Origin of the sequence: Reichenbachiella sp. (genome assembly GCF_965233835.1) — a bacterium.
In the GTDB taxonomy this organism is placed as follows: domain Bacteria; phylum Bacteroidota; class Bacteroidia; order Cytophagales; family Cyclobacteriaceae; genus Reichenbachiella.
On record NZ_OZ247585.1, the window covers coordinates 4,836,573 to 4,856,742 of the forward strand.

The 20,170-nt window shown below is 40.8% G+C and carries 18 protein-coding genes and 1 tRNA gene; 15 read left to right on the forward strand and 4 right to left on the reverse strand.

Annotated elements, in window-relative coordinates; translation table 11 throughout:
- Positions 1-76 precede the first annotated feature (76 nt).
- Positions 77-1,897 carry a DUF885 domain-containing protein gene (locus ACO6S2_RS20585; RefSeq protein ID WP_422360445.1) on the forward strand — a complete coding sequence of 607 codons (1,821 nt, stop codon included), beginning with the start codon at positions 77-79 and terminating at the stop codon, positions 1,895-1,897.
- 51 nt (positions 1,898-1,948) lie between these two features.
- Here the strand turns inward: ACO6S2_RS20585 and ACO6S2_RS20590 are convergent, their stop codons facing one another.
- The gene (locus ACO6S2_RS20590; RefSeq protein ID WP_422360446.1) at positions 1,949-3,223 is read right to left on the reverse strand and encodes a sterol desaturase family protein; all 1,275 of its coding nucleotides are present in this window, start codon (positions 3,221-3,223) and stop codon (positions 1,949-1,951) included.
- Positions 3,224-3,345: 122 nt separating this feature from the next.
- Entirely contained in the window at positions 3,346-3,780 is a 435-nt protein-coding gene (locus tag ACO6S2_RS20595) for an SRPBCC family protein (protein WP_422360447.1), read from the reverse strand.
- Positions 3,781-3,851: 71 nt separating this feature from the next.
- Here ACO6S2_RS20595 and ACO6S2_RS20600 point away from each other — a divergent pair, with 71 nt between their 5' ends.
- The 7 genes from ACO6S2_RS20600 (at position 3,852) to ACO6S2_RS20630 (ending at position 12,207) form a co-directional block, all read left to right on the forward strand.
- Positions 3,852-4,112, forward strand: a complete 261-nt coding sequence (locus tag ACO6S2_RS20600) for an OadG family protein (RefSeq protein ID WP_422360448.1) — start codon at positions 3,852-3,854, stop codon at positions 4,110-4,112.
- A 4-nt stretch (positions 4,113-4,116) separates the two neighbouring features.
- Positions 4,117-5,991: a biotin/lipoyl-containing protein gene (locus ACO6S2_RS20605; protein ID WP_422360449.1), complete on the forward strand. Its 1,875-nt coding sequence runs from the start codon at positions 4,117-4,119 to the stop codon at positions 5,989-5,991.
- A 10-nt stretch (positions 5,992-6,001) separates the two neighbouring features.
- Complete coding sequence (locus ACO6S2_RS20610; RefSeq protein ID WP_422360450.1) at positions 6,002-7,192, forward strand: sodium ion-translocating decarboxylase subunit beta; 1,191 nt, start codon at positions 6,002-6,004, stop codon at positions 7,190-7,192.
- 121 nt (positions 7,193-7,313) lie between these two features.
- Positions 7,314-7,787, forward strand: a complete 474-nt coding sequence (gene rimP, locus ACO6S2_RS20615) for a ribosome maturation factor RimP (RefSeq protein WP_422360451.1) — start codon at positions 7,314-7,316, stop codon at positions 7,785-7,787.
- Between the two features lie 4 nt (positions 7,788-7,791).
- A complete protein-coding gene (gene nusA, locus ACO6S2_RS20620; protein WP_422360452.1) occupies positions 7,792-9,036 on the forward strand; it encodes a transcription termination factor NusA in 1,245 nt (414 codons plus the stop codon).
- A gap of 40 nt (positions 9,037-9,076) precedes the next feature.
- Positions 9,077-11,896 carry a translation initiation factor IF-2 gene (infB, locus tag ACO6S2_RS20625; protein ID WP_422360453.1) on the forward strand — a complete coding sequence of 940 codons (2,820 nt, stop codon included), beginning with the start codon at positions 9,077-9,079 and terminating at the stop codon, positions 11,894-11,896.
- Between the two features lie 237 nt (positions 11,897-12,133).
- Positions 12,134-12,207, forward strand: a tRNA-Arg gene (locus ACO6S2_RS20630).
- 301 nt (positions 12,208-12,508) lie between these two features.
- Here ACO6S2_RS20630 and ACO6S2_RS20635 read toward each other — a convergent pair.
- The gene (locus ACO6S2_RS20635; RefSeq protein ID WP_422360454.1) at positions 12,509-13,717 is read right to left on the reverse strand and encodes a hypothetical protein; all 1,209 of its coding nucleotides are present in this window, start codon (positions 13,715-13,717) and stop codon (positions 12,509-12,511) included.
- An 11-nt stretch (positions 13,718-13,728) separates the two neighbouring features.
- On the reverse strand, positions 13,729-14,508 hold the full coding sequence (locus ACO6S2_RS20640; RefSeq protein WP_422360455.1) for a glycoside hydrolase family 25 protein: 780 nt from the start codon (positions 14,506-14,508) through the stop codon (positions 13,729-13,731).
- Between the two features lie 485 nt (positions 14,509-14,993).
- Here ACO6S2_RS20640 and ACO6S2_RS20645 point away from each other — a divergent pair, with 485 nt between their 5' ends.
- From ACO6S2_RS20645 to ACO6S2_RS20675, 7 genes are all read left to right on the forward strand, one after another.
- On the forward strand, positions 14,994-15,863 hold the full coding sequence (locus ACO6S2_RS20645) for a helix-turn-helix transcriptional regulator (protein ID WP_422360456.1): 870 nt from the start codon (positions 14,994-14,996) through the stop codon (positions 15,861-15,863).
- Between the two features lie 194 nt (positions 15,864-16,057).
- Positions 16,058-16,627 (forward strand): Pvc16 family protein, encoded by a 570-nt coding sequence (locus tag ACO6S2_RS20650; RefSeq protein WP_422360457.1) that lies wholly within the window; start codon positions 16,058-16,060, stop codon positions 16,625-16,627.
- Entirely contained in the window at positions 16,624-17,457 is an 834-nt protein-coding gene (locus tag ACO6S2_RS20655) for a hypothetical protein (protein ID WP_422360458.1), read from the forward strand. The genes ACO6S2_RS20650 and ACO6S2_RS20655 overlap by 4 nt, the downstream gene beginning before the upstream one ends.
- A gap of 23 nt (positions 17,458-17,480) precedes the next feature.
- Positions 17,481-19,043, forward strand: coding sequence for a phage tail sheath family protein (locus ACO6S2_RS20660; protein WP_422360459.1), 1,563 nt, complete (start codon positions 17,481-17,483; stop codon positions 19,041-19,043).
- 46 nt (positions 19,044-19,089) lie between these two features.
- Complete coding sequence (locus tag ACO6S2_RS20665) at positions 19,090-19,554, forward strand: phage tail protein (RefSeq protein ID WP_422360460.1); 465 nt, start codon at positions 19,090-19,092, stop codon at positions 19,552-19,554.
- On the forward strand, positions 19,544-19,978 hold the full coding sequence (locus ACO6S2_RS20670) for a phage tail protein (RefSeq protein ID WP_422360461.1): 435 nt from the start codon (positions 19,544-19,546) through the stop codon (positions 19,976-19,978). Before ACO6S2_RS20665 ends, ACO6S2_RS20670 begins: the two co-directional genes overlap by 11 nt.
- A gap of 18 nt (positions 19,979-19,996) precedes the next feature.
- A complete protein-coding gene (locus tag ACO6S2_RS20675; RefSeq protein ID WP_422360462.1) occupies positions 19,997-20,164 on the forward strand; it encodes a DUF5908 family protein in 168 nt (55 codons plus the stop codon).
- The last annotated feature ends 6 nt before the right edge of the window (positions 20,165-20,170 follow it).

A 20,170-nucleotide genomic window follows, 5' to 3' on the forward strand; every position in this document is an offset into this window, starting at 1 on the left:
TAAAAGTATCCTTCAGAGAGGAGAAATACTTTAACTTCGATCCAATAATTGCGAATTCAAATAAACAAACACAAAAATGAATAAAGTCAAAAACTCGCTACTTGCGCTATTAGCTTTAACTATAGCATGTAGCCCCAGTCAAGAAAAAAAAACCTATTCGCCTGAAGAAATAGAAGCTGAATCTCAAAAGACAAATGATTTTTTTGAAAAATCATTTAACGATGGATTAGAAAGAAGCCCCGAATATCAAACCTATCTTGGAATAAAAGACAACCAGGACCAATGGGATGATTACTCAGACGAAAATGCAAAAGCCGAATTGGAAATCACCAAACAAGAACTGAAGTGGTTGAAAGACTCAATCAACTATGAGGCGCTTGACAAAAACACTAAAGTGAGCTATGATCTGTTTGTGTCATCCTCTGAGCAAGAAATTGAAGGTTTCAAATACAGATTCTACAATTACCCAGTAAACCAAATGTTTGGGATGCATTCCGGCAAGCCCGCTTTTCTGATCAACATGCATCAAATTACCAATAAAGAGGACGCCGAAGCCTATATCTCTAGACTAGAGAAACTCAAAGAGGTATTTGACCAACTCATCGTCAATCTGAAAACCAGAGAAGAAAATGGCATAATCCCTCCAAAATTCGTTTTTCCAAGAGTTATCTCTGATTCAAAAAACATTCTTATAGGTGCTCCTTTCTCTGAAGGAGAGCCTAGTACATTGTTGGCCGATTTTACGGGTAAGATCGACAAACTTGATTCTCTGTCTCAGGCAGAAAAAGACGGTTTAATAGCAAAGACAAATGATGCGCTTTTATCAAGCGTTAAGCCTGCCTATGAATCTCTTATTTCATTCCTAACTGAGCAGGAAAAAAGAGCGACAACAGATGATGGGGCATGGAAATTCCCAAATGGTGAGGCTTACTTCAATTTCGCTCTAAAACGAACTACTAGTACAGACTTAACTACGGATCAAATCCATGAAATAGGGCTAAAAGAAGTGGCTCGAATCCATGAAGAGATGAGAGAAATAATGAAAAAAGTAGAATTTGATGGAGATCTTCAGGCTTTTTTCGAATTCCTCAAAACTGACGACCAATTCTATTATCCTAATACTGATGAGGGCAAAGAAGCCTACATGGACAGCGCCACAGCCATCATAAACAATATGAAAGGTCGATTGGACGAATTGTTCATTACCAAACCAAAGGCAGATATGATTGTCAAGCGAGTGGAAGCATTTAGAGAGCAATCTGCAGGCAAGGCCTTCTACCAAAGTCCTGCACTGGATGGTAGCCGCCCTGGCACCTATTACGCCAATCTTGCGGATTCTAAGAATATGCCTAAGTTCGAAATGGAAGCTTTAGCCTATCATGAGGGCATTCCAGGTCACCACATGCAACGGAGTATTTCTCAGGAACTCGAGGGTATCCCCAAGTTTAGAAAATTCGGCGGATATACCGCATACACTGAAGGTTGGGGATTGTACTGCGAGTTTATACCTAAGGAAATGGGATTATATGAAAACCCCTACTCTGACTATGGACGTTTGGCCATGGAGCTTTGGAGAGCGTGTAGATTGGTTGTTGATACAGGAATACATGGAAAGAAATGGACTAGAGATGAAGGAATTGCTTATTACCAAAACAATACTTCCGGAAGTGAACGCGAATGCGTGCGAATGGTAGAAAGACATATTGTTATGCCATCACAAGCTACAGCTTACAAAATCGGGATGCTGAAAATTCTTGAATTACGAGAAGATGCAAAAACCAAATTGGGTGAAAAATTCGATATTCGTGAATTTCATGATGTAGTATTGACCAGCGGGGCTGTCCCTCTTGATTTGTTAGAAACTATGGTTCAAGATTGGGTCGCTTCTAAGAGCTAAGCCTTCTGAAATCAAAAGTTAAAACCATCTCGATGCCTCGGGATGGTTTTTTTATACCTTAGAGGTAATGAGGTTTTCGGATGTTTTTATTTCTTTCATCACAAAACCCACCGTCATCAAAAACGAAACTAGAAAGTAAGTTGCGGTTATTTGAGCACCATGTGTCCAGTGGGAGTTCAAGCCAAACCAGTCGCTTGATTGCCAAATCCAATAAATACCTCCAAAACACTTAATAGCTTCAAAGAACAGAGCTGATTTTTTTAAATCCATTAATGCACTGTATGCATAGATATGGATAAAAAGAAAGCCACCATAGACAAACAGTTTAGGGAATCCGATCTCAGTAAAATTGATAAGCATAAGTATTAAAAAGAGATGAGTCATGATCAATTGAACCCAAGACCAAATGTGTAAAGCCTTAGAGGCCTGAGTATCATACTTAATCTGGTCCTTAGGATTATCAATATAATCGATGGGATATTTGTCTTTGACATCGGCAGGTCGCCACCCTAATGGCATAAACCAAATCCGAAATTTATCCAGCCAGTTGTTCGTGCGCCATGCATCTTTGATGAGCAGCCACAAATGCTGAAAATTGATCAAAATGGGGTTCCAGGTCATAGGTGCTTTTTTCACACCATACACACAGGGTTCTTCATCCAACTCCTCCTGAAAAGTGCCAAATGCTCGATCCCAAATACAAAAAATAGCTGCGAGATTTTTATCCAGATAAATCGGGTTTATGGCATGATGGACCCTATGCTGTGAAGGCGTTACAATGATATATTCCAAAAATCCAAGCTTTGGGATATGCCTAGTGTGGTACCAAAACTGCAAAAACAAATGTATGGGACTGACAATGGCTATCACCTTTGGAGGCACACCTAAGAGCGCAGCTGGAATGAGTAGTACAGAATAAATGCCAAAAAATGATGATATGCTCTGACGTAGCGCACAGGCCATATTGAACTCTTCACTACTATGATGCACTACATGCTCGTTCCAAAAGTAATTGACATGATGCCTCAATCGATGAATCCAATAGCTCGAAAAGTCTATGCAAACAAAGCAAATCACATATACCAGGATCGTACTTTCAATCTCAATAAGAGCAAGCCTTTCATACAGCCAGGAATAAGCTATTACCACTAGGGTAAGTCCAAGCAAGTCCTTAACCGAGTTCGTAATGCCCGAGCTAATTCCGGTGATGGTATCAAAACTTCGAAAAGTGTTCTTTTTTACTACAAACCCATAAATGGCTTCAACTGCCATCAGCAATAAAAAAACAGGAATGATATATAAAACGGCTTTTGCGTATGCTTCCATGGGTCGTTGTTAATGAATCAAACCACAGTCATTTGAACTATGATTTGAATGGGTGAACTTTCAAAAATAAAAAATTCAACTACCCAAGCCAACCAAAAAGGCTACTTTATTATGCGCGCATACTAAATAACTTGCTCTTCCGCATAGGTCTTCATCGCCTCATTCATGGTTTCAAAACCTTTGATGGTTTTGTCACGGACTTTTTTCATAATGGGCCCTTGAAGAATTCCTGTAAAGTTCTCCCCATGGATAAATTGAGTCTGAAATTCTGTCACAGGGTGTAATTTGAAATAATGATTCCCAGCAAATAGTCCTTTAAGCAGCAATTTACCAGTCCATTCAAATCGGCGTCCCTCCTCATAAGCCACCACTTTGGGCTTGAAGAAGTTCTTTCTACCATCCATATTAATGATCACATCGAGCTTGTTGCCCAATACGGCGTCCCCTTCTACTGTAATGAATGGATTCCAATCACGATAGGCCTCGAAGTTCATTAGCACACGCCAAACTACCTCTACAGGCGCGTCTATCAATATTTCTGTTTCAATATTTTTCATACGAATTCTATCGGTTTCTACAATATTATTTAAGTTGCAATTAAGTAATTAACAATAGGTTAGCAAAATTTATGACAGAAGAACTTCGCACCGCTTTCTTACTTATGGGCGTTGGAATGATTACAGTTTTCATCGTTCTACTTTGCGTTGTCATTGTCGGAAAGCTTTTGATACGTTTCGTCAACCGTTTTGTTCCTGCTCTAGAAACAGCCAACCAATCACCTGCCCCTACTTCAAAAATTGCGCCAGCTCAAGTGGCTGCTATTACTTCTGCTGTTGAAATATTTACAAAGGGCAAAGGGAAAATTACTAACATCACAAAAATGAACTGATATTATGGGAAGAGAGATAGGACTGTGTCTGGTATATCGTGACATGTGGCAATCATCTGGAAAATATATGCCGCGTGTAGACCAATTAGTCAAAGTAGCCCAGCCCATCATTGATATGGGTTGTTTCAAAAGAATCGAGACGAATGGAGGCGGTTTTGAACAAATCAATCTGCTGTATGGAGAAAATCCCAATATCTCCAATCGAGCCTGGACCCAGCCGTTTAACGATGCTGGCATTCAAACACAAATGCTTGAAAGAGGACTCAATGCCCTGCGCATGTATCCAGTAGCCGATGACGTAAGAAAACTCATGTTTAAAGTCAAGAAGCTCCAAGGCACAGATATTTCCAGATCCTTTGACGGTCTCAACGACGCAAAGAATCTTGAAAAATCCATTGCTTACGCAAAGGAAGGTGGCATGATCTCACAAACCTGCCTTTGCATTACCTATTCCAAAATCCATACCGTCGACTATTACATAAAAAAGGCGGAAGAACTGATCAATCTTGGTGCGGAAGAAATATGCATCAAGGACATGGCTGGCATTGGACGACCGGTATCCCTTGGTAAAATCGTAGCTGGAATTAAAGAAATTAAACCAGACATTCTGGTGCAATATCATGGCCATTCCGGTCCTGGGTTTTCTGTTACCTCTTCACTCGAAGCAGTCCGAGCAGGAGCTGATATTGTAGATGTTGCCGTGGAACCGTTGTCTTGGGGCACAGTGCACGCCGACTTGCTCACAGTCCATGAGGTATTGAAAGATGCTGGTTATGCACTACCAGATATCAATATGAAGGCCTACATGCAAGTGCGAACTCTGACTCAAGAGTTTATTGATGACTTTTTAGGTTATTATATCAACCCAAAAAATAGACTCATGAATTCGTTACTCATTGCTCCGGGACTGCCTGGCGGAATGATGGGTAGTTTGATGGCTGATCTGGAGAACAATCTAAAAAGCCTGAATAAGTGGCTGGAAAAAAATGACAAACCTCAGCTTACACAAGATGATTTGCTGATCAAGTTGTTTGACGAGGTACAACATGTCTGGCCTATGATGGGCTACCCCCCACTGGTAACTCCTTATAGTCAGTATGTGAAAAATGCTGCCTTGGTCAATGTCATGCAAATGGAAAAAGGCAAAGAAAGATGGTCACTTTTAGATGACAACACCTGGGACATGATGCTTGGGAAATCCGGACGTCTACCTGGAGAAGTAAGTGAGGATCTGAAGAAATTGGCGGTCGAACAAGGAAGAGAATTTTTTGAAGGTGATCCTTCTGATTTGGTTCCTGATTGTCTGGATGAACTTAGGAAAGAAATGGAAGAAAAAGGTTGGGAGACTGGCCAAGACGATGAGGAGCTATTGGAATATGCCCTTCACCCTCAGCAGTATATTGATTTCAAATCCGGCAAGGCCAAGTCAGATTTTGAGGCTGATTTGGCTCAACGAAAAGCTGAAGAAAATGCACCTACCAGCTCTACTGCACCAGCATCAGATGGTTCTTGGGATCTTGGCCCTAAGTCTATCCAGGTAGATGTCAATGGAGAGAAATTTAACGTGAATATCTCCTATGAGGATAATGAATCAAACGCCAACCAACAACAAGCTACAGCTGCCCCTAACCCTGCTACCAACGGACACTTAAAAGAAATACTAGCTCCACTCGAAGGAAAAGTATTTCTAACCAAGGACTCGTCAGAAACAGCTAAAAAAGTGGGTGACACGGTACAAGAAGGTGATGTAATTTGCTATATAGAAGCCATGAAAGTAGTGAATGCGGTAAAAGCTGATCAAAGTGGTACCATAGCAGAAGTTTGTGTCAAAGACGGAGAAGATATCTTCGATGACGATATCCTATTCAAATTGAACTAATCAGTATTTGATGGAACTACTTCGCAAAGTATACGAAATGACCGCCATTGGTGACCTGGCGGCTCACCCTGAAAACATCTTGATGATTCTGGTAGCCTTTGGGCTATTGTATCTGGGTATTAGAAAGCAGTATGAACCTCTGCTGCTGGTACCTATAGCTTTTGGTGTCCTTTTGGCCAACTTTCCAGGAGGAGAGATGGGCGTAGTCAAAATCCAAGAAGGTCAGAACTTGTTGGAAATAGCCAAACATCATGGCATCATGAACTTTCTCTATTATGCCCTGATCAAGACCGGTTTTCTTCCTCCAATTATCTTTATGGGGGTAGGTGCGCTTACTGATTTTGGCCCGATGCTGAGAAATTTGAGATTAGCATTTTTTGGTGCAGCCGCACAAATCGGAATCTTTTCAGTGTTGATCGCCGCTATTTCGATGGGGTTTACTCCAAAAGAAGCCGCGGCTCTTGGTATTATCGGCGGTGCCGATGGGCCAACGGCTATTTATACTACTATTAAATTAGCTCCTCACTTACTGGGCCCAATTGCTATCGCTGCCTACTCCTATATGGCGCTAGTTCCTGTAATTATTCCTTTTGTAGTCAGGCTTACCATGAGTAAAAATGAATTAACCATCAACATGAAAAAACAGGATAAACTCTATCCTTCAAGTACTGCCATTAAAAATTTACAAGCAGTTAAAATCCTGTTTCCTATTGCCTTGGGAACTATTGTTTCTATTATGGTACCCTCCTCTGTTCCACTCGTCGGCATGCTTTTGTTTGGCAATCTGGTTAAAGAAATTGGTAGTAATACCTCTAGGTTATTCGATGCGGCATCCAATTCCATCATGAACGCAGCCACGATTTTCCTCGGACTCACCGTAGGCGCCACCATGACCGCCAAAGCCTTCTTAAATGTAGAAACCATTATGATAGTAGTCGGCGGCTTCATTGCTTTTGCCATCTCAATAGCGGGCGGCATCTTCGCAGTAAAAGTTTATAATCTGTTTGCCAAAAAGAAAATCAACCCACTGATAGGAGCCACTGGATTATCTGCGGTACCCATGGCCTCTCGTGTAGCCAATGAGATTGCCCTGAAGCACGACTCATCCAATCATCTGCTTCAATACGCCATGGCCAGCAATATCTCTGGAGTGATTGGTTCTGCTGTGGCAGCAGGCGTTTTGATTTCGTTTTTGGGGTAACTGAAATCTTCCATATTACACTCAAATATTTGTTTTGATGGATTATTCCTCTACATTTGCATTCGAAATATAGATTTCTTGAACGAGGGGACTTCAGTCCCCTCTTTTTATAGTAGGAATTGTGACTGAAAGCATCGTAGATCAAGTACAAACTGTTGTCGAAAATATCCTCTCTGAGCAGGAAGACCTGTTTTTAGTAGATATTATCAAAAAAGGTAATGACCGCAGTGGCAAGCTGATTGTGTTGCTGGATGGTGATCAAGGAATAACTATAGAAAAGTGTAGCGAGGTGAGTAGAGCGGTTTCTCATTTTATTGATGAGGAAATTGAGCTCAACGAACCTTTGACCTTAGAAGTCTCTTCAGCTGGATTAGATCATCCCCTCAAGTTGAACAGACAGTATGTCAAAAACACTGGCAAGAATGTAAAAGTGACTTTGAACGACAAATCTATTGTGGAAGGTCAGTTGAAGAAAGTGGAAGACACTTCAATCGAATTAGAAATTTTGATTGACAAAAAGAAGAAAACCACTGAAACCAAAGTCATCAATATTGAAGATATAAATAAAACTATTGTTCTAGTTTCATTCAAATAATAAAATGGATAGTTCTGTATTAATAGAGTCGTTTTCGGATTTTGCAAAAAGCAAAAATGTAGACCGTCCTACCATGATTAGAATACTCGAAGATGTATTCAAAACCATGATCCGAAAGAAGTTTGAGTATGATGACAACTTTGACATCATTATCAATGCTGACAAAGGTGACCTTGAAATCTGGAGGTTTAGAGAAATTGTTGATGACAACTCAGAAGACATCTGGGATCACGACAAAATCAGTTTGACAGACGCTAGAAAAATAGAGCCTGATTTCGAAATCGGTGAAGAAGTAGCTGAAGAGGTGAAATTGATTGATTTCGGTAGAAGAATGGTAATGACTGCACGTCAAACCCTGATTCAAAAAATCAAGGACCTCGAAAAAGACATTCTATTCCAAAAGTATAAGGATCTTGTTGGTGAAATCATCAACGGTGAAGTGTACCAGACTTTGAGTAGAGAGGTATTGTTGATTGATGGTGAAGGAAACGAATTGACAATTCCTAAGTCTGAGCAAATCAGCAAAGACAGATATAGAAAAGGCGATTCGGTCAGAGCTATCGTAGATCGCGTAGAGATCGTGAACGGCAATCCTAGAATTATCCTGTCTAGAATCTCTCCTACTTTCCTCGAAAGACTTTTCGAAAGTGAAGTACCAGAGGTTTATGACGGTCTGATTACCATCAAAAAAGTAGTACGCGAACCAGGCGAAAGAGCAAAAGTAGCTGTAGAGTCTTACGACGACAGAATTGATCCCGTAGGTGCCTGTGTAGGTATGAAAGGATCAAGGATTCACAGTATTGTTCGTGAATTGCAAAATGAAAACATTGATGTGATTAACTTCACAGACAATTTGGACTTGTATATTACCAGAGCGCTAAGCCCTGCCAAGATCACAAGCATCAAAGTAGAAGAAGAGAACAAAAGAGTTTCTGTTTACCTAAAGCCAGACCAGGTTTCCCTGGCCATTGGTAAAGGTGGACAAAACATCAAATTGGCGAGCAGACTGGTAGACATGGAGATTGATGTCTTCAGAGAACTAGACGGACTAGAAGAGGAGGATGTAGCATTGGCAGAATTCACCGACGAAATCGAAGATTGGGTAATCGACGAGTTGAGAAAAATCGGTTTGGATACTGCAAAGAGTGTCTTGTCACTTTCTACTGAAGAATTGCTCAGAAGAACCGATTTGGAAGAAGAGACCATCAACAATGTGTTGGGTGTCTTAAAACAAGAATTTGAACAATAAGCTGATTATTTTAATCAGAAAGAATACTTTTTAATTGACTATGGCTGAAGGTAAAATGATAAGACTCAATCAGGCAGCAAGAAAGCTCAACGTCGGTATAGACACCGTCGTCGAATTCTTGTCTGAAAAGGGGCATGAAATAGAGCGAAGCCCCAACACCAAGCTTACCCCGGATCAGTACGCAATTCTTGCAAAAGAATATGCTGATTCCGCACATGAAAAAGAGGAGGCAAGTAGCCTTTCTATTGGATCCAAATCCGGAGACAATGTAGTAATCAAAGCGGAAACTGCTCCTGTACCGGAAGAGCCAGTTAAAGAAGAAGAAATTCTAATTACCGACAAAACTGCCGCAGACGCTCCTGCAGTAGAAGAAAAGCCTGAAGAGACTGAAAAAGCAGACGAGTCATCTGTGGACAGTCCTAAGTTGCAAGGCATCAAGGTAGTTGGCAAAATTGATCTTGGAGACAAGAAGAAAAAAGAAGAACCTAAGAAGGAAGAGCCTAAAAAAGAGGAAACTCCTAAGGTAGAAGAAAAGGCTCCAGAGCCAGAGGCCAAGAAAGAGGAACCTAAGAAAGAAGAGGCGCCTAAAGAAGAACCTAAGAAAGAGGAAGCGCCAAAAGTTGAAGAAACTCCTAAAGCAGAGGAGAAAGCTCCAGAACCAGAAGCTCCCGCAGCGGAAGAAAAGCCAGAGGCTGAAGCTGGAAATAAAACTATTGAAGCTAAAGCTGACTCACTCAGAGGATTGAAAGTACTTGGTAAAATTGAGCTGCCAAAAACACCGGCAAAAGGTGACAAAGGCAAGCCAGTGGCATCATCAGACACCTCAGGAGACAAAAAACGCCCAAGAAAACGTATCAGCACATCGAAGAAAGATGCTGGTGGCGGCAGAGGTGACAAACGTGGCGGAGGACGCTTCGAGAAAGGCAAGAAAAAAGTCGTCAAGGAAGAATTGACTGACAAAGAAATTCAAGATAAGATCAAAGCAACACTTGCTAAGTTGAGTGGTGGCAAAACCAGCTCAAACGTAAGTAGATCAAAATACAGAAAAGAGAAAAGATCAGCTGTAGCGGATGCCGAGGAAGAAAGGCTAATGCAGGAGCAGGAAGAATCTAAGACACTAAAAGTGACTGAGTTCGTATCTGCTAATGACCTGGCCAGCTTGATGGATGTGTCTGTAAATGACATTATCTCTACATGTATGACCTTAGGTATGTTCGTTTCGATCAACCAACGTCTAGATGCTGAATCTATCACCATTATCGCGGATGAATTTGGTTACAGTGTAGATTTTACAACGCAAGATGATGAAGTTGATGTAATTGAAGAAACAGATGCTGAGGAAACACTAGAAGAACGTGCACCGATTGTAACCATTATGGGTCACGTAGATCACGGTAAAACTTCCTTATTGGATTATATCAGAGATTCTAAAGTAACTGATGATGAGGCCGGAGGAATCACACAGCACATTGGTGCATACGATGTAAAAACAGAATCTGGTAAGAAAATCGCATTCCTTGATACACCAGGTCACGAAGCCTTTACGGCGATGAGAGCCAGGGGTGCAAAAATCACCGATATTGTAATTATCGTGGTTGCTGCGGATGATGATGTGATGCCACAAACAAAAGAGGCGATCAATCATGCCCAAGTGGCAGGAGTGCCAATCATCATTGCGATTAATAAAATTGATAAGCCAAATGCGAACCCTGACAAGATTAAGGAAGCATTATCGTCCAACAATATCTTAGTGGAAGACTGGGGTGGTAAATACCAATGTCAGGAAATCTCAGCAAAGACTGGACAAGGTGTAGAAGATCTACTTGAAAAAGTATTACTTGAAGCGGAAGTATTAGAACTAAAAGCTAATCCTAACAAAAAAGCTGTTGGATCTATTATAGAGGCTACTTTAGACAAAGGACGCGGATATGTGACTACTATGATGGTACAGTCCGGAACTTTAGAAATTGGAGATGTGGTATTGGCAGGGTCTTACTTCGGTAAGGTGAAGGCTATGTTCGATCACAAAGGTGCCAAACTGAAAAAGGTTGGCCCATCCACCCCGCTACAGATGCTGGGCCTCGATGGTGCCGCTCAGGCTGGTGATAAGTTCAACGTGATGGAATCTGACAGGGAAGCAAGAGAAATTGCTACCAAACGTGAGCAGATTCAGCGCGAGCAGAGTATCAGGACTAAGAAACACATTACACTTGATGAAATAGGTCGTCGTTTGGCTATCGGTTCGTTTAAGGAATTGAACGTAATTGTAAAAGGTGATGTGGATGGTTCTGTAGAGGCATTGTCTGATTCCTTACTAAAACTCTCTACTAAGGAAGTTCAGGTAAACATCATCCATAAAGGTGTAGGTCAGATTTCTGAATCTGATGTACTGTTGGCTTCAGCCTCGGATGCGATTATCATTGGTTTCCAGGTACGTCCATCAGGAGGTGCTAAGAAAATCGCTGAAACTGAAGAAGTTGAAATCAGACTATACTCAATCATCTACGATGCGATCAATGAGGTGAAAGATGCTATGGAAGGTCTACTTGCACCTACCGTAGAGGAAGTGATCACTGGTAACATCGAAGTTCGTGAAGTGTTTAAGATTTCTAAAGTCGGTACCGTGGCTGGTTGTTATGTAACTGATGGTTATGTGAAACGTGCCAACAGCATCCGATTGATTAGAGATGGTATTGTGACTTACGAAGGTGAGATCGGACAATTGAAGCGATTCAAAGACGATGTCGCCGAAGTGAAACACAGCTACGAATGTGGTATCTCTATCAAAGGTTTCAATGACATCAAAGTAGGTGACGTGATCGAAGGATTCGAACAGAGAGAAATCAAACGTTCACTATAGGTCAGCGCTGTGGAAGCGATCAAATACATCACTTCCTTTTTATGCTACAGTTCATTTGTACTTCTACTCATAGGATTGTTTTACAAACCCTGGGTGGTACTTTGGTGGCATGATATACAAAACCGCTGGTTGGTGATCAAGTATTTCGGGACGGCAACGGCAGTCTTTTTTTTAATGAAAATACTCTTAAATGGTTGAGACAAACTCATAGACTCAGCTATATTTGCAGAAATATTTGGCCTTGTAGCTCAACTGAATAGAGCACCTGATTACGGCTCAGGAGGTTTCAGGTTTGAATCCTGACAAGGTCACGAGTAGAGACAAACCCCAGCAAATGCTGGGGTTTTGTTGTTTTAGTGGTAAGCAAAACTTGTTTTTACAAAACACTAAAACAACAAATTCATCCTCTTAAAAAGAGCCATGGTTTGTCTTTCGGAATTCTGAACGCTGAAGCTGAAGGATCAACGCAATTCATTTTTGGCTCAGGAGGTTTCAGGACTGGCCGTCTGGCGTTGAATCCTGACAAGGTCACTTAAAAACGAAAAGTCAGCACGTTGTACTGACTTTTTCATTTTATAGCGTAGTAAAGCGGTCAGCTCAGGAGATTTTAAGTTAAATCGAAAGCTTCGATGGATTGCCTCCTTGTCGAGGTTTTTCGGATGCGGTCTCAGGAGGCTTGTTTCCGTCCTTAGATTCGGATGTTTTTTTTACGGTGACTTTTGATTGTGTTTGGGGCGCTTCTTTTTGCACATCAGGTTTTGAGTGCTCAACTTGGTTACCAACACTAGCTTCAACCTTAGAAGCTATATTATGCTCGATAGACTCAACCTCATTCACAGTCGTCTGAACAAGATTTGATTGCGCAGCTTTATTCTTAATAGAATGAAACTCTTCAAGATATACGTTAAATACCTTTTTGAACTTCTGTCCAAATGTAGGTCCACCAGATGGTTTTTCAGGGTCTGAAGAAGCTGCTTGATGAGCCATGAGTCCGAGATGTGTGCTATTGATGTTAAACAAGGAGCTGATCAACATATAAATAATCAGTGCATACCCAAGAGGCAAAACAAGCATGCAAAATAGAATCATACTACAAAATCCATAGATTTTGCTTTTCATCTCATGACCAGCCTCACGAATAAAAAGTCTGATATGTGTATGCAACCCATGAATATCATTTTTTACCCGTTTAAAGTCGTAAGAAACATCTTCCCTAAACTTTTGTAAGATATGAATCCCCTTCTGTCCATTTTTGATTTTGGTCAGGTCACTTTGATGCTGCTTCATCAATGCCAGTTTGTCTGATTTGAGTCCGTCAACCTGAGTCTCCAGTTTTTTTAGATATTTCTCCCCAAAATCAATAGAGGATTGTTTAGCCAATTGTTGAACACCCAAGGAGTAAATAGCTAGTCCGGGACTGAGTGACAGAGAAAGGATTAACAATTTGGTGCAAATGGCTTTGGTGCTCTTAACAAAACTCAGCAGAAACAAAACAACCATTATCAATTTAAGCATCCAGCTTTTACTGATGGACAGGAGCATAACCTGAAGGAAAGAAATGATATCAGTAATTAACAGGTATTCCAGCACTTTGCCCAAGCCTTGATCCAAGTCCGAAGTCATGCCTTCTATAAAAGGCAGCTTTATTGAACTCAACCCTGAGATGACCAATTTAACTTCAGCGGTTAGTTCGATAAATCGCAGGTTCTTTTCAAAAACCCCACTTACGAATGTCAGGGCCTGCTTTTCGAACAGCCCTAATACGGAAATGCCAATTAGAATAACAACTAATATTATTGGGTACTTTTTGGATAGGTTCATTTGATTTTGGTCTAATCAACTATGTCTCTTAACAAGCCTGAATACTCATCCAGGTCCAATACTTTTGAATATGCATCATAGCTCGCACTCTTTTGCCAGATTTTATATCCCTTCTTTTCCCATACATCAGGCAGCCGCGGGCTGACTTCGCTTTCCCACTCAGCCAGCCACAAGTCATACTTGGAGAGCTCTGGGTTTTTAAAGTACTGTTGAGCAAAGATGTAGTCGGTATAAATGATTGGCTTACGGTTCAATTTGTGTTCTACTGCTTTGAGAAAAATCAAAATGTCCTTTACCATTTGATCTCCTGAAACATCAGGTGTCATACTGCCCTGTTCGATATCAAGAATAGGTGCAATATCTGTAGATGTGATATCAGCAATTGTTGTTGTAAAGTGATTTGCCTGATCTAATGGGTCGTCCGCACACATATAAAAATGATAAGTACCCCTGATAAGTCCTCGAGCTTTTATTTCATTCCAATTGTTCCGAAAGTCCGGGTCTACATAGTAGTCGCCTTCTGTAGCCTTACATATAATAAACCTTAAGCTATCTCTTTTGCTAAGATCTTTGAGAATATTTCCCTGCCAATGCGAAACATCGATTCCATAATGCTTGCCTGAATTGCTCTTAAAAATATCCATAGCATCAACCTTATCTGAAAACTCTCTTGATTTCTCCTCTAAAAACCCAATATCAAGAAGCGATTCATTAGATGTTGATTCATCTTCCCCACCTATACAAGATGAGGTGAACAAGGCGATTGTTAAAAAAAATAAAACATTGTACATATTGTCATCTGATTTTTCAACTCAATCAAAAGTATATAAAAAGAGCGGCCAATATAATTGGCAGAAAGTGCTTTTTTCATGTCGTCTACAAATTGTATACGTCGTTGGCATGGCCGGTTAATATTTGAACAAACCGTATCAAACTCCTATAAAAGCTAACCTCACATTAAACTAAATGGGTAATTTCTTGTACAAAAAGAAGTTTTTCTGAAAATCACCTCCATTTTAGCTTCATATCTGGTCATATAAACAATTGATTTTGAATTATTTTACTATTTTGACCTTAGCAATTCGGAAACCAACCACGCCCTTTGCTATAGCTCATTTCAGATTTTGATAATTATTTTGAAACTAAAATTTCCGATTAATAATCAAGTAAAGGTGAGTATTGTTGCAGATTAACTGTTTACAATTTTGATGATGCTACCTAATTCATCGAAATATTGTTCAGATAGTCCAGCACATAGTTAACGACCTGACCTAACATGCTCGAAGAAAAATCAATCATTATAGGCTGCGACGATACCGCGTCGTTATCCTGCATTCAGCAGGTAATTGATGATATTAAAACCTATCGATTGAATACTATTTCAGTAACCAGTGAGCACAACATTTTGGGAATAGTCAAGAGCTTTGCCCCCTCGCTGCTGATCTTAGGTTTTAAAAACAATTATAACTTACTGAAAGAGCTGGCATCTATTTCTAGAGAAAAGCACATACCTATTTTATCTTACGTCAAGACCGTAGACAGCAAAACGTTAATCGAATTTTCTAACTCAGCCATTTTTACTTTTGACTTTGGCCATATCCCACAACCCGGCTATGTGAAATCCGGCATAAAATCAGTCTTGCGGCTACTTGAAGGCCAATCAAAGCCCCAAAATACTGCTGTCGAAAACGTCCTCTATGCAAATCATCCCTCTTCAGAAAACCCGAAAAACAAGAGTAAGTATGTGCTGGAATTGGAACAAAGAAATGACCTACTGACGAAAGTAAAAAGCAGGGTGAAGCTGCTTTACTCCAATGTAAATGATCAGGTGAGATCAGAATTAAACTCCATTGTGAACTCCATTGACTCTTCTCTTTTGGATGAGACCTTATGGGAAGACTTCAAACTCTATTTCGAAGAAATAAACCCTGGTTTTATCTCTGTTCTTTCTGAAAAGCACCCCGACCTTACTCCCATTGATTTGAAGTATTGCTGCTATCTCAAAATGAACATGTCAAACAATGACATCAGAAAACTACTTGGTATTAATCAGGAAAGTGTGCGGACCCACAAATATCGTTTGAAAAAGAAGATGGTTCTGCCCAAAGAAATTGACCTGCACAATTACGTGTTATCCATTGCATAAGTGATACTATGCTTGTTCATAAGCCAATTTTTGACCTTGTCCACGTTTTGTCTACGGTTTATTGAGGTCAATAGAAGCTTGTGTATGAAAGGTACATGACAGAATTTTCTCAGGCCTGTTATACTCAATAATTTCACAAAGTCGTGTTATCCTCCAAATAGATTTGGAGACATCACGAAAGAAAAAGAGATCAAATGATAGAACAGTCCTTACTTTTTACCAGAAATTTTCTGGACCAATTTTTAAGAAATCGGTTTGACCTTTCGGATAGTATTGTTCAAATCAACAATCTGACAGATCCCCATGGGAATGTGCCGGAGGCTAATCAGAACAAGATCATCATATCCCTGATCAATATTGAGCAGGAAACCAATCAGCCCTATTATTTTAAAAAACAGAAATTGAGCAATGGTCAATATGCAGACCTTACCCCTTCAGACCGGTTCAATATTTATCTGCTGGTGTCATCTCAGTTTGATGATTATCAGGAAACATTGAAGTTTCTCAATGCTAGCATACTGTTCTTCCAAATCAATCAGATTATTGATAGCAGCAGCGGGACCAATTTGCCTGAAGGTATACACAAACTTGATTTTGACCTGGAACAACTGGATTACTCTCAAACACACAACTTATGGAGCGCCATGGGCGCCAAGTATACTCCGTCAGTAGTCTACAAAATGAGATTGATTGAAATCTTTGCAAATCAGATGACAGGTGTTACTACCTCCATAAGCGAATCACAAATAGATACCAAACCATGAGCGCCAAGTCTTACATCAAGCTTTTTTCACTGACCATAGAACATACCTATTTCCATGACAACATGTGCGCCTGGCTTCAGCTCTTACCTCATGAGTCCACACAAAATGCCATGCAGCGGTTTGGCCTGAAGTTATCCGAAAATCAAAATGTATACACGCTTTACGGTCGGTTTGAGTCTGCAGCTGACTCGTTGGCCTACATACAAAAAGTGTCTGATCAGGATAGTCTAGATTTTAACGTCGTTTCCAGTAGAACTAACTTAAGCATCATAACCGACCTACCTCTCGACTGGAACAAAACCATAGCCTACGATACTAGTCATACAGAAAACACATCTGACGATGAGATCAGGGAAATTACAGCCAGATATGAAAATAGTCTGGATGGCCTATCCTTTGCCTGTCTATCAGTAAGATTTGAAGACCTGATAAACCTTCACCAAGCAAGTAAGGAAGTTAATTTTTGTATCAGGTTCAAGGCCAGGCAGGCCAGGTGGAATTATTTCATAGTCAATCGAAACGGAATCAGACTGGACCACCCAAAAATTACTGGAAAAGAAAATGTGCTGTTCAAAGGCCCGATCGGTGTGAGACTAGACAATGGTCAAAATGCCTTAAAGTTCACAACAGGGGAAAAAATGCTACCACTCAGCGATGTAGCACAGTACAAATTTAAACTAATCAACGAAAATTCACGCGCTACTGGTATAAAGGGAACTTCCGGCAAAGTTGTATTTGACGGTTTGCCTACCCCAAATCCTAACAAGCTTGAAATCGAGACAATCGCCGGCAAAAATGTGGCGGTATCATCGATGTATGTATATGTATAAAATATTAACGATAACTATTAATCATGAATTTAGCTACCATTAAAACACCGGGCGTTTATATCAATGAAGTGAGTGCCTTTGGAAATGCCGTAGTGCCAGTGGCTACCGCTGTTCCAGCATTTATTGGATACACACCACAAGCGTCCTATGAGGGAAAATCTTACACTAATATTCCTCAAAAGATCAGCTCTTTTTCACAATTTCAGGCCATTTACTGCCTCCCAAATCCTCCAGCGCCCGCCAGCCCAGTCAAGCAGTACAATCCTGAGTATTATCTGGTCAAGGAAAAAAGTCAGCCCGAAAAAGGTGATTACATGCAAATTGGAGGGGACTATTACTCTATCGTACCCGATCCGAACACAATCTATTATATGTACAATAGTATTCGGTTGTTTTTCGAAAATGGTGGCGGTGATGCCTACATTGTTTCCGTAGGTGGCTATGGTGCACCATCTGGTAATCCTATGACAGCCGGTGACCAGATAGTTAACGCAAATGTGAAGCTCAACGACTTGATGAATGGACTGGCCTTATTGAAAAACGAGGAGGAACCCACTATGTACATCTGTCCTGAAGCTACACTCTTGCCACCCGCAGCCAATGGCACACTTATGCAGGAAATGCTCTTACAAAACTCGGAAATGGGTACCGCCATCAGTATACTGGATATAATTGGCGGACGCAACCCAGATCCTATATTATACACCAAAGACATTGAAACCTTCAGAAATAACGTAGGAGCCAATGGCTTGAAATTTGGGACTGCCTATTACCCATTTATTGGTACTACGATCATGCAAGGCACAGACATAGACTACACCAACTTATTTGGCGGGGACACCAAACAACTAGAGCCCCTAATCAACCCTCCAAGTGCCCCAAACAAGAATGTATCAACCATATTGGGCAACCTTGACAAACTCACTGTAAGTCAAAATAGCAGTGCCTTGATCAATGCCAGCAAAACGTATGGACTTATCATCAAGCACGTACTCAAGGATGCCAACCTACTGCCTCCAAGTGGGGCCATGGCCGGTGTGATCACCAAAACAGACGATGAAGTAGGCCCATGGCAAGCGCCCGCAAATACCTCTATTGTAGGGGCAGCCAGCTTGTCCATTCGGCTGTCAGAGACCCAACAAGGAGATTTGAATGTGGATGCCGTTTCAGGTAAATCCATCAATGCTATCAGGTTTTTTAACGGACTCGGTATTTTGATCTGGGGCGCCAGAACATTGGATGGTAACAGTCTTGACTGGAGATATCTGCCAGTGAGAAGGACCATGACATTTTTGGAACAATCTTGTAAGCTGGCTGCACAAGCTTATGTCTTCGAACCCAATGACAAAAATACCTGGGAAGGCGTGATTGCTATGATCTCCAGTTTCCTAAATGGTATTTGGAAAGAAGGCGGGTTACAAGGTGCCTCTGCTGCAGATGCTTATTCGGTAGCATGCGGCCTGGGCTCAACTATGACTCCTGAAGATATCCTCGAAGGATTTATGAAAGTTACCGTGAAGGTGGCCATCGTACATCCTGCAGAATTTATTGTATTGACCTTCGAACAACAAATGGCGAAGAGTTAAGCTCAACATTATAAACTAGAATTTTAACCTCTTAAAAAAATATATTATGGCAGATGATGGAAGTAAGGAAGGCGCAACATGGCCCATGCCAAAGTTTAGATTTGAAGTAGACCTTGGTACAGAACTAAAAGGAGTAGCCTTTCAGGAAGTATCCGGTATGGATGTCGAAAACCAAATCATTGAGTATAGAAAGAGCAACAGCAAGCTCTTTTCAACAGAAAAAATGCCCGGTATTGTCAAATATGGAAACATCACGATGAAACGTGGTGTATTTGTCAACGATAATACCTTCTGGAACTGGCATAAACAGATTTCCATGAACACCATAAAAAGAAGAACGGTGATCATCAAATTGCTCGATGAAAATGGAAAGGTAACTATGCAATGGACACTAAATAATGCATGGCCTACAAAAATCTCTAGTACGGATTTGAAATCTGATGGCAATGAAGTGGCTGTTGATACTATTGAAATTGCCCATGAGCAACTGATCATTAAGAATGGCAAGTAATTATCCGGTCAGCTTCAGGTTTCAATTGTCTTTCAAAGGCGAAGATGCTGCCTTTCAGGAAGTATCTGGCATTTCGAAAGAAATGAGTGTGGAAGAAGTGGTAAGTGGTGGGGAAAACAGATTTAAGTACCGCCTTCCAACTGTCTCTTCCACCCAAAACCTAGTGCTAAAAAGGGCCATGGTTCCCAAGGGCTCAAAGTTGATTAAATGGGTTTCGGACTCCGTATTTGCCGGACTGGCCAAGCCCATCCAGACCAAAGATGTACTGGTGAGCCTCTTGGACGAAAAAGGTAAAACCTGTGTGAAATGGACCTTTCATAAGGCTTACCCCGTCAAGTATTCTGTATCGGATCTTAAATCTGATGGGAATGATCTTGCAATTGAGAGCATCGAATTAGCCTACACTTTTTTTGAACTTTCATAACCTGAATATTTATAAAATATGCCTGTAGAAATTAGGGAAATAATTATAAAAACAGACATCAGCAGCAATAGTCATAACAAGCTAACTGAAGACAGCGCCGACTGGCAGGAGTTTAGAAACCAGCTGCTCGCAGACTGCAAAAAAATGATCAACAAGAAAACCAGAGAAAAAAAACCTAAACGATAAACACCA